The 1,186-nt window shown below is 60.4% G+C and carries 1 protein-coding gene; it reads left to right on the forward strand.

Annotation, left to right across the window (positions count from 1 at the left end):
- Positions 1-1,081: ATP-grasp domain-containing protein (locus tag EOA28_RS36385; protein ID WP_128315874.1), on the forward strand; the 1,081-nt coding region annotated here is incomplete at its 5' end.
- Positions 1,082-1,186 lie beyond the last annotated feature (105 nt).

Consider the following 1,186-nt stretch of genomic DNA (forward strand, 5'->3'; position numbering starts at 1 on the left):
CGGCATCGGCGATGCGCCCTACGAGACCCTGAACGGCAAGCTGAAGGCCGCGCTTTCGGAATATTACCGCATCGCCGACATGGAGGATTACGATGCCGTGTTCCGGGCGATGGGCCATTTCATCCACAAATGGGGCCGCATCGATCGCTTCGAGTCGCTCAACGAGCATTGGCTGGAGCTCGAAGCCAATATTCGAACCGACTTCAACATCTATGGCACAAAGCTTGACTTCGTGAAGAATCTCAAGCGGAAGAGCCGCATGCGCGCCTTCTTCCGCAAAAGCGGCGTCGAGACCATTCCGCAGCGCAAATGCTCCGACCGTGCCGGCGCGATGACTTTCATCCGCCGTGTCGGCTATCCGGTGGTGGTCAAGCCGGATTCCGGCTCGGGCGCCTCCAATACGTTCAAGATCTCCAATGCCAGGGAGCTCGACCAGTTCTTCAGGGATAAGCCGGAGGACGTCACCTTCGTCATGGAACAGTTCATCGAGGGGCTGGTGGTGACCTTCGATGGGCTGGTCAACCGCGACGGCGAGGTTGTGCTGGCGGCCAGCCACCGCTACGACCAGAGCATCATGGACGCGGTCAACAAGGACCGCCACATGAGCTACACCTGCTTCCCCGAAATCACGCCCGCGGTGGAGGAGGCGGGGCGCAAGATCCTCAAAGCGTTCGACGTGCGCGAGCGCTTCTTCCACATCGAGCTGTTCGAGACCAAGGACAAGCGCGTCATCGCGCTCGAGGTCAACATGCGCCCGCCCGGCGCCTGGATGACAGACGCCATCAACTACACATTCGACATCGACGTCTATGCCGCCTGGGCCGACATGGTGGTCAAGGATGCCGCCGGAGGCCCCTACAAGGGGAAGTATTTCACCGCCTATGCCAGCCGCAAACGCCATATCGACTATTTGCACAGCCATGCGGACGTGCTAGCCGCCCATGGCGACAAGATCGTCCATCACCAAGCCATCGAAGAGGTCTTCAGCCGCGCCATGGGCAATTACGCCTACCAGATGCGTTCGAAGGATCAGAAGGCGCTGCGCCAGGCGGTCGACTATATCCACGCGGAAAAGGCCTGAGCCGATGGACGTCTCCTATCACAAGGGCCATGCCCGTAATCTCGGCCGAGACATGGAATACAAGCGCTACGGTCATGCCGGGCGCCCGGTGGTGGTGTTCCCGAC

Origin of the sequence: Mesorhizobium sp. M2A.F.Ca.ET.067.02.1.1 (genome assembly GCF_004023285.1) — a bacterium.
Taxonomy (GTDB): Bacteria; Pseudomonadota; Alphaproteobacteria; order Rhizobiales; family Rhizobiaceae; genus Mesorhizobium.